The sequence below is a fragment of the Pseudomonas sp. C2B4 genome (assembly GCF_013359695.1).
Taxonomy (GTDB): Bacteria; Pseudomonadota; Gammaproteobacteria; order Pseudomonadales; family Pseudomonadaceae; genus Aquipseudomonas.
On sequence record NZ_JABFMU010000109.1, the window covers coordinates 1 to 7,835 of the forward strand.

Here is a 7,835-nt window from a genome sequence, read left to right on the forward strand (position 1 = left end):
CTCCCACATTTGGAATGCATTCCTCTGTGGGAGCGAGCCTGCTCGCGAAAGCTATCTATCCGGCGCCACAATCATTGTGGTTTAACCTTGGGTTTCCCGCTCCAACGCTTCCTCAGCCTCGGCATTCTTACCCTTGGTCTTCAACTCACTGACAATCACCGCCGCCACGATCAACCCGGCCCCCAGCAAGGCAATCGCCGGCAGTCGCTCCCCGGCGATCCGGCCGACAATCCCGGCCCATACCGGCTCACCGGCATAGATCAAGGTTGCGCGAGTCGGCGAAACACTCTTCTGCGCCCAGTTCATCGCCACCTGAATCGCCGCACTCGCCGCGCCCAACCCCAGGGCGCTGCACAGCAGCAGCCAGGAAAAGTCCGGAATGTGCTCCTGGGTCGGCACCACCATCAGGAACGACAGCAAGGATGTGACCGCCAGTTGCACCACCGTCACCCGTTTCACATCGACCTGACCGGCAAAGGTGCTGATCAAAATGATCTCCGCCGCAATGGCGATAGCACTGATCAACGTGGCGATTTCACCGGGGCTGAAATGGAAGGACGCGCCGGCAGGCCCCGACAGCAGCATCAACCCGGTGAACGCCAGCATGATCCCGATGCTGGGCATCAACCCCGGACGGCGCCCCAGCACCAGCCATTGCAGCAAGGGCACGAAGGGCACGTACAGCGCGGTGATAAACGCCGACTGGCTGCTGGGAATGCTTTGCAGGCCGACAGTCTGCAAGCCGTAGCCGAGCATGATCGCCACGCCGATAAAGGCGCCGGCCTTGAGCTCGAACAAGGTCAGTTCCCGCAGGCTGCGCCAGGAGAACAGGGCGACGAGGGTGGCGGCGGCGGCGAAGCGCAGGCCGACGAAAAACATCGGTCCGCTGACGGTCATCGCATGCTGGACCAGCAAAAAGGTCCCGCCCCAGACCATGGTGATCAGCACCAGCACGCACTCAGCCTTGCTGAGCCGCAGGAAACGGGAGGAAGCCTGGGGGGAGTTCACCGACGTCATGATCTTGCACACTATTTGAGGGGGACGCACAATGCGACCGAAGTTGGGCAGTATACTGCGCAACACCACCCAGTGAGCAATATAGTGCACAAAGATTCCACGCAACGGGCTTCGGTCCTGCAACACGTCAGCCAGAATGTTCGTCGTCTGCGCCATGCCGCCGACATGAGCCAGACCGCCCTGGCGGAAAAATCCGGTGTCAGCCGGCGCATGCTGGTGGCCATCGAGGCCGGTGAAAAGAACGTCAGCCTGACCACCCTCGATCGTGTCGCCGAGGCCCTGGACGTGGCGTTCAGCGACCTGATCCAGGCCCCCGACGTGCGTGATCATAGCCGCATCAACGAACTGGCCTGGGCCGGGACCATCCCCGGCAGCAAAGCCGTGTTGCTGGCCAAGGCCAACGCCAGCCGAGAGGTCGAGCTCTGGGAGTGGCGTCTCGAACCGGGTGAGCACTACCCCTCGGAGCCGGACGCCGATGGCTGGAGCGAACAGTTCTACGTATTCGAAGGTTGCCTGACCCTGATGGTCGGCGACGTACCGCATCACATCAACGCAGGCGAGTTCTTCATGTTCGCCAGCAACCAGCCGCATTCCTATCGCAACGAAGGCCCGGTGGCCGTGCGGTTTGTGCGCAACGTGGTGATTTGAACTGTTGGCCGATCAACACCGGATAAACACTTTGCTGCTCCAAAGCTGTGGGGTTTTCTCTGATTTATCTGTAACTGATTGATATGTAACGAGTAAGTAATCAGGCACGACTCCTGCAAAAGCCACGGGAATTCATTCCCCACGCTTCGGAGCGCCGTTTGATGGCCCGTGAAATTCGTCTTAATGCTTTTGACATGAACTGCGTCGGCCACCAGTCGCCCGGGCTGTGGGCGCATCCACGGGATCGCTCGTGGCAGTACAAGGACCTGGAATACTGGACCGACCTGGCCAAGATCCTTGAGCGTGGCAAGTTCGACGGTTTGTTTATCGCCGACGTGCTGGGGATCTACGACGTCTACAACGGCAATGGCGATGCGGCGATTCGGCAGGCGGCCCAGGTGCCGGTCAACGATCCCCTGCAATTGATCCCGCCGATGGCGCTGGTCACCGAACATCTGGGGTTTGGCCTGACCGCCTCGCTGTCGTTCGAGCATCCGTATCCGTTCGCCCGACGCCTGTCGACCCTCGATCACCTGACCAAGGGCCGCGCCGGCTGGAACATCGTCACCTCCTACCTGGAAAGCGGCGCGAAAAACCTCGGGCAGAAAACCCAGACCGAACACGACGCCCGCTACGACTTCGCCGAGGAGTACCTGGAAGTCTGCTACAAGCTGTGGGAAGGCAGCTGGGAAGAGGGCGCCATCCTGCGCGACCGTGAGCGCCGCGTGTTCAGCGACCCGAGCAAAATCCACGAAATCCGGCATGTCGGCAAACACTTTCAGGTGCCGGGCATTCACCTGTGCGAACCCTCGCCGCAACGGACTCCCGTTTTGTATCAGGCCGGCGCATCGAGTCGCGGCAAGCAATTCGCCGCCGAGCATGCCGAATGCGTCTTCGTTGCCGCGCCGTCGAAAATCCTGTTGAAGAAAACCGTGGCTGACATCCGTCGTCGCGCGGCGGAGGCCGGGCGAGATCCGTCGAAGATCCTGATCTTCAACCTGCAAACGGTGATCCTCGGCGAAACCGACGCGAAGGCCAAAGCCAAGTTCGAGGAGTACAAAACCTGGGTCAGCTACGAAGGCGCCATGGCGCTGATTTCGGGGTGGACCGGGATCGATTTCAGCCAGTTCAAACCCGATGAACCCCTCAAGCATGTGCACACCAACGCCATTCAATCGGCGGTCGAGGCGTTCTCCACGGCGGACCCGAACAAGGTCTGGACACCCAACGAACTGGCCGACTGGGTGGGCATCGGCGGTTTTGGCCCGCTGTTTGTCGGCAGCCCGGAAACCGTCGCCGACCTGCTGCAGGAATGGGTCGAGGACACGGATGTCGACGGCTTCAACCTGGCGTACGCGCTGACCCACGAAACCTTCATCGACGCCGTGGAATTGCTGGTGCCGGAACTGCAGAAGCGCGGGGCGTACAAGACCGAATATGCGCCGGGGACCTTGCGCGAGAAGTTGTTTGGAGAAGGGGCGAGGTTGCCGCAGGTACATCCGGGCAGTGGCTATCGTGACCTTGGGGCGTTGCGGCAGCAGGAGCGGAAGGTGGTGTCTGCGTAGATGCCTTCGCGGGCAAGCCACGCTCCCACAGGGTCCGGGGACGATTGCAAAATTTGTGAACACCAAAAAGACCTGTGGGAGCGTGGCTTGCCCGCGAAGAGGCCGGCACAGGCAACATCGATGCTGCCTGCCAGTCCGCCATCGCGAGCAGGCTCGCTCCCACAAGGTAGGGTGCTGAGGGCGCATCCTACTTTGGTACTGCCGGATGACTATTCCAGGGCTTTGACGCCTATTATCGTCCTGACAGCAACGAAGCGTTGTTGGCCCGGGACGGGTTGCATGACTTCTATTTGGAACCAGTGAGAACGGCATGAGTGAAATCCAAAACGGACAGGCAACCGACGCCATCCGTCACGCGGACATCCTGATCGTCGGCGGCGGCCTGAGCGGCGCGATGCTGGCGGCGCAGTTGTTGCGCCTGCCGGGCCGTCGCCAGGTGCTGGTGATCGAACCCCGCGCCGAATTGGGCCGGGGCGAGGCGTACAGCGCTGTTGAGTTGGGCCATACGCTCAATGGCAATGCGGCGCGCATGAGCGTCGACCCGGACAACGTCGACGACCTGACCCAATGGCTGACCGAATTCATCGCTGCCGGTGGCTGGCCGGAGTCGGATGAACAACATGTGCCGGTGAGTGAACTGTTCCCGCCACGGGGGATTTTTGGTCTGTACGTGCAGCAGCGCCTGGCCGAGGCGCAGGCGGTGGGGGCGCTGAACGGTTCGACGGTCGAGCATGTACGGGCTGAGGTGGTCGATCTGCAAACCGATGCGCAGGCGGTTCGGTTGACCTTGAGCGACGGTCAGCGTTTGCAGGGCGCCTTCGCCGTGCTCGCCACCGGTATGTTCCCCGCCGCCCGCACACCGCAGACCCAATCCAGCGGTTTGAACGCAGCGGCGCTTGATCCATGGGATGTAACCGCCATGCGGCAGCTGGATCCTCAGGCGACGGTGCTGATTATCGGCTCGGGCCTGACCATGGTCGATGCCGTGGTGTCGCTGGAGCAGGCCGGGCATCGCGGACCGATCGAAGTGTTTTCCCGTCATGGCTTGTTGCCTCACGTGCGGCGGCAACCCCCGGCCTGGACGGATTTCCTGGCTGAGGATCACAGCCTTCGCACGCCGCGAGAACTGGTGCGCGAACTGCGTAGGCATTGCCGTGACGCGGTGGCCCAAGGCATCGACTGGCAGGCGCCGCTGGACACCGTGCGCGCGCACATCGGCCGCTTGTGGAACCAGGCCACTGATGTGCAGCGTCGCCAGTTCGTGCGGCATGTGCGGCCATGGTGGGAAAGTCATCACCACCGCTCGCCACCGCTGAGCGCCGAACTGGTGGCGCGCTTGCACGGGGAGGGGCGGTTGCGGATTCAGGCTGCGTCCTTCAAAGGGCTTGAGCCGTCTGTGAACGGTGAGGTCAGTATCCGTATTCGACGTCGAGGCGAGGCTCATGCGACGGTCGTCAGTGGCGCGGCGTTGATCAACTCCAGCGGCATCGAGTACGACTGGCGACGGGTCGCGCGACCGCTGCCGCAACAGTTGCTGGCACGGGGACTGATCAAGCCGGGGCCGTTGGCGCTGGGGATCGCTGCCCAGGTGGATGGGGCGGTGCTGGAGGCTGATGGGCGGGCGAGTGCACGGCTGTTCGCCATGGGGCCGCCGTTACGGGGGATGTGGTGGGAGAGTACGGCTGTCACTGATGTGGCGAGTCAGGCCAAGGCCCTCGCCGCGCGATTGGTTGGGGGCTAGCGGTAGGAGCGAGCTTGCTCGCGATGGACGTCAACGATAACGCGCCCTGTCTGGTTGAGCGCGTTGTCTGGACGTTTTTCGCGAGCAGGCTCGCTCCTACAAAGGCCAAGCCCAAGGCCGTTGATCAATAGCGCTGATATTTGGAACCGAACTCAGCCCGGTTTTCCGCGACGTAGAGTTTTGCTTTCTGGCTGTCCTGGCGGTCGTTGCTGACGGTGTTCACATTCAGCGTGGCCGGTTGGCTGACGTTGGTCGCCGCGACGATTGGCGCGGAGGCATGGGGGGCGGCGATGGCGGAAGTGGCGCCAAGAACCGAAAGGGCGAAACCGAGACCGATGATGCTTTTCATGATGTTGCTCCAGAGCGTGGGAAGAAGATGGGGCCACTGTAGTGCTGGAGCGCGCCGATGAGAAAACACCCTTGCCAATAGTCGTTATCGAATGCGTTGATCCTGTTCAGCGCGGTGTGCTGTCGCTGAGCCAGCGCTGCTTGATCTGTTGCAGACGGCCATCGCGGGCCATCTCGTCCAATGCCTGCTGCCAGCGTGCGACCTGGCGCACATCGGTCTGCAGGGAAAAGGCAATGTAGCTGCCTTGCTGCATCAAGGGCATCTGGTAGTGCAACTGGCTGGGCGCCAACCCTTCTTCACGGGCCATGGAGGCGATGGACAGGGTGTCGGCCACCACGAAGTCGGTACGACCCATGCGCGCCAGGCGCATCATTTGTTCGGGCGAGGCGACACCGTAGAGATTGGTCAGGCCCTGCGCCTGCAGGTAGCTGTAGACCAGCCATTTACGCGGAACGACGATCCGGCCCACGTTGCCGGCTTCGAGCAAGCTGTGCACGGGGGGGCGGGTACTATCGGCGGAGTACAGTGCCGTTTCCACCTCCATCAATGGCCCGACCCACTGGTACTGATCATTGCGCTCGGCGGTGCGCAAGATGGTAAAGACCCCGGTAGCCGGTTCAGTGCTGGCCACGTGCAAGGCCCGCAGCAACGGGAGTTGTTGCAGGCTCACGTGATCGCCGGTGCGCTCGGCCAGCGCCTGGACCACCTCCACGCCAAAACCCACAAACTGGCCACCTTGCTGGAAATGCAGGGGCGGGTGGTTGTCGGTGAGCAGGGTCAGATCGGCCGCGAGCGCATTCAGCGTCAGGAAATACAGCAGGCAACCGGCAAAGCGCTTCATGAATCGTCCTTGATGTAATGAAGCGCAAATCTTAGTACAGGCACAGTGCCACTGTCCCGGACTATCACCGGGGCTTTTGTGTCAGAGATGAGGATTTATGGGGGGCGGGGTGTCGAAAAACTGTGGGAGCGAGCCTGCTCGCGAAGAGGGCGTGTCAGTCGATACTGATATTGACTGGTAGTCCGTCTTCGCGAGCAGGCTCGCTCCCACATTAGAGATGGTGTTGCAAGGTAGAACGCGATCAGTAGCGCTGATATTTCGAACCGAACTCGGCACGGTTTTCCGCGACGATCACACCGCCGCGCAGGGCGTTGCCCGGGCTGATCGTGGCGACACGTTCACGCAATTCCTGCAAACGGTCTGCACCCCCTTCGGCAACACGATTCTGGATCAAGCGATCGGAGCCACCTTCGGCAACTCGCTCACGCAGTTCCTGCAAACGATCGGCACCGCCTTCTGCCAACAGCGCCTGAGCGGCAGTCGGGGTCGCCACCGTCGCGGTGTTGGCCGAGGCCAGGTTCGACAGGCCAAGACCGCCTACCAAGGCCAGGCCGAGTGCCAGGGACGAAACTTTCGAGAAGTTGAACATGGTTGATTCTCCGTGCGCTTAAGTAGTGAGTGGTCAGTAGCTCGTGCTAGCTGGTGGTCACAGTTAAACGCCGGGGTGTATCGCGGATGTGTGCCTGAACGACTTGAAATCGGCTGTTGCGTATCTGGACGGGGTTCATATACAGACGGATACAAAACCCCTGGAAAAGTTTGATGCCTACGCCTCGAGCATCTCCACCGGGTAGGAAAACACATAGCCCTCGCTGCGCACGGTCTTGATGTAGGTCGGCTCCCGTGAGTCATCTTTCAATCGCTGACGCAGGCGGCTCACCAGCAAATCGATGGAGCGGTCGAACAGATCGGCATCTCGGCCTTGGGTCAGGTTGAGCAACTGGTCGCGGCTCAGCACCCGTTGCGGGTGATCGAGGAACACGCGCAACAGACGATACTCAGCGCCGCTGAGGGCCACCAGGGTGTCGTCTTCGTCCAGCAAATGCCGGGCGGTGGTGTCCAGGCGCCAGCGGCCGAAGGCCAGCATGCGGCCACTTTCGGTGACCAACAGGTTGGGCGGCAGCATCCGGGTGCGGCGCAGCACGGCGTTGATCCGCGCCAGCAGTTCACGGGCGGCGAAAGGTTTGGTCAGGTAGTCGTCGGCGCCCATTTCAAGGCCGAGGATGCGGTCGGTTTCATCGTTGCGCGCTGTGAGCATGAGGATCGGCGTGGCCTTGTGCTTGCCCGAGCGCAATTCGCGGCACAGCACCAGGCCGTCGTCGCCGGGCAGCATGATGTCGAGCACGATCAGGTCGACCTGGTTGGCTTCCAGAAAACTGCGCATTTGTCGGCCATCGGCAACCACGGTGGTGCGCAGGCCGTTCTTCTTCAGGTAGTTGCCCACCAGTTCGCGAATTTCGCGGTCGTCGTCGACGATCAGGATGTGGTTGACGTGGTCCATGGGTCGAGCCTCTTGTTATTCGCGTTTTGCGTATTCTAGGGGAGCTTTTGGCGTTTTTGTTTGGATAGTCATAGCGGCCTGCCAATCAACCAGTCTCCCACAGATATCCTGTATTCAACTGTGGGAGCGAGCCTGCTCGCGAAGACGTCAGCACATTCAGCAGTAGTGGTGAC

Annotated in this window: 8 protein-coding genes; 3 read left to right on the forward strand and 5 right to left on the reverse strand. The window is 61.5% G+C overall.

The window, feature by feature from the left end; genetic code table 11:
- Window positions 1-81 precede the first annotated feature (81 nt).
- On the reverse strand, window positions 82-1,107 hold the full coding sequence (locus HNQ83_RS30550) for an EamA family transporter (protein ID WP_175392563.1): 1,026 nt from the start codon (window positions 1,105-1,107) through the stop codon (window positions 82-84).
- Between HNQ83_RS30550 and HNQ83_RS30555 the strand changes: the two genes are divergently transcribed.
- The 3 genes from HNQ83_RS30555 to HNQ83_RS30565 all read left to right on the forward strand — a co-directional run bounded on the left by HNQ83_RS30555 (window position 1,102) and on the right by HNQ83_RS30565 (window position 4,971).
- Entirely contained in the window at window positions 1,102-1,665 is a 564-nt protein-coding gene (locus tag HNQ83_RS30555; protein WP_175392564.1) for a helix-turn-helix domain-containing protein, read from the forward strand. The two genes, HNQ83_RS30550 and HNQ83_RS30555, sit on opposite strands and share 6 nt — an antisense overlap.
- 161 nt (window positions 1,666-1,826) lie before the next feature.
- Window positions 1,827-3,230, forward strand: coding sequence for an LLM class flavin-dependent oxidoreductase (locus HNQ83_RS30560; RefSeq protein WP_175392565.1), 1,404 nt, complete (start codon window positions 1,827-1,829; stop codon window positions 3,228-3,230).
- A 310-nt stretch (window positions 3,231-3,540) separates the two neighbouring features.
- A complete protein-coding gene (locus HNQ83_RS30565) occupies window positions 3,541-4,971 on the forward strand; it encodes an FAD/NAD(P)-binding protein (protein WP_175392566.1) in 1,431 nt (476 codons plus the stop codon).
- A 124-nt stretch (window positions 4,972-5,095) separates the two neighbouring features.
- On the opposite strand, the gene HNQ83_RS30570 is transcribed toward HNQ83_RS30565, so the two are convergent.
- The 4 genes from HNQ83_RS30570 to HNQ83_RS30585 form a co-directional block, all read right to left on the reverse strand.
- Window positions 5,096-5,320, reverse strand: a complete 225-nt coding sequence (locus HNQ83_RS30570) for a hypothetical protein (RefSeq protein ID WP_175392567.1) — start codon at window positions 5,318-5,320, stop codon at window positions 5,096-5,098.
- Window positions 5,321-5,426: 106 nt separating this feature from the next.
- Entirely contained in the window at window positions 5,427-6,161 is a 735-nt protein-coding gene (locus HNQ83_RS30575; protein ID WP_175392568.1) for an ABC transporter substrate-binding protein, read from the reverse strand.
- Between the two features lie 241 nt (window positions 6,162-6,402).
- Entirely contained in the window at window positions 6,403-6,750 is a 348-nt protein-coding gene (locus tag HNQ83_RS30580) for a hypothetical protein (protein WP_175392569.1), read from the reverse strand.
- A 177-nt stretch (window positions 6,751-6,927) separates the two neighbouring features.
- On the reverse strand, window positions 6,928-7,662 hold the full coding sequence (locus HNQ83_RS30585) for a response regulator (RefSeq protein ID WP_175392570.1): 735 nt from the start codon (window positions 7,660-7,662) through the stop codon (window positions 6,928-6,930).
- Between the last annotated feature and the right edge of the window lie 173 nt (window positions 7,663-7,835).

Coding starts and splice junctions, on each gene's coding strand:
- HNQ83_RS30560 (WP_175392565.1), top strand. CDS start 1,827: ATGGCCCGTGAAATTCGTCTTAATGCTTTTGACATGAACTGCGTCGGC.
- HNQ83_RS30565 (WP_175392566.1), top strand. CDS start 3,541: ATGAGTGAAATCCAAAACGGACAGGCAACCGACGCCATCCGTCACGCG.
- HNQ83_RS30570 (WP_175392567.1), bottom strand. CDS start 5,320: ATGAAAAGCATCATCGGTCTCGGTTTCGCCCTTTCGGTTCTTGGCGCC.
- HNQ83_RS30575 (WP_175392568.1), bottom strand. CDS start 6,161: ATGAAGCGCTTTGCCGGTTGCCTGCTGTATTTCCTGACGCTGAATGCG.
- HNQ83_RS30580 (WP_175392569.1), bottom strand. CDS start 6,750: ATGTTCAACTTCTCGAAAGTTTCGTCCCTGGCACTCGGCCTGGCCTTG.
- HNQ83_RS30585 (WP_175392570.1), bottom strand. CDS start 7,662: ATGGACCACGTCAACCACATCCTGATCGTCGACGACGACCGCGAAATT.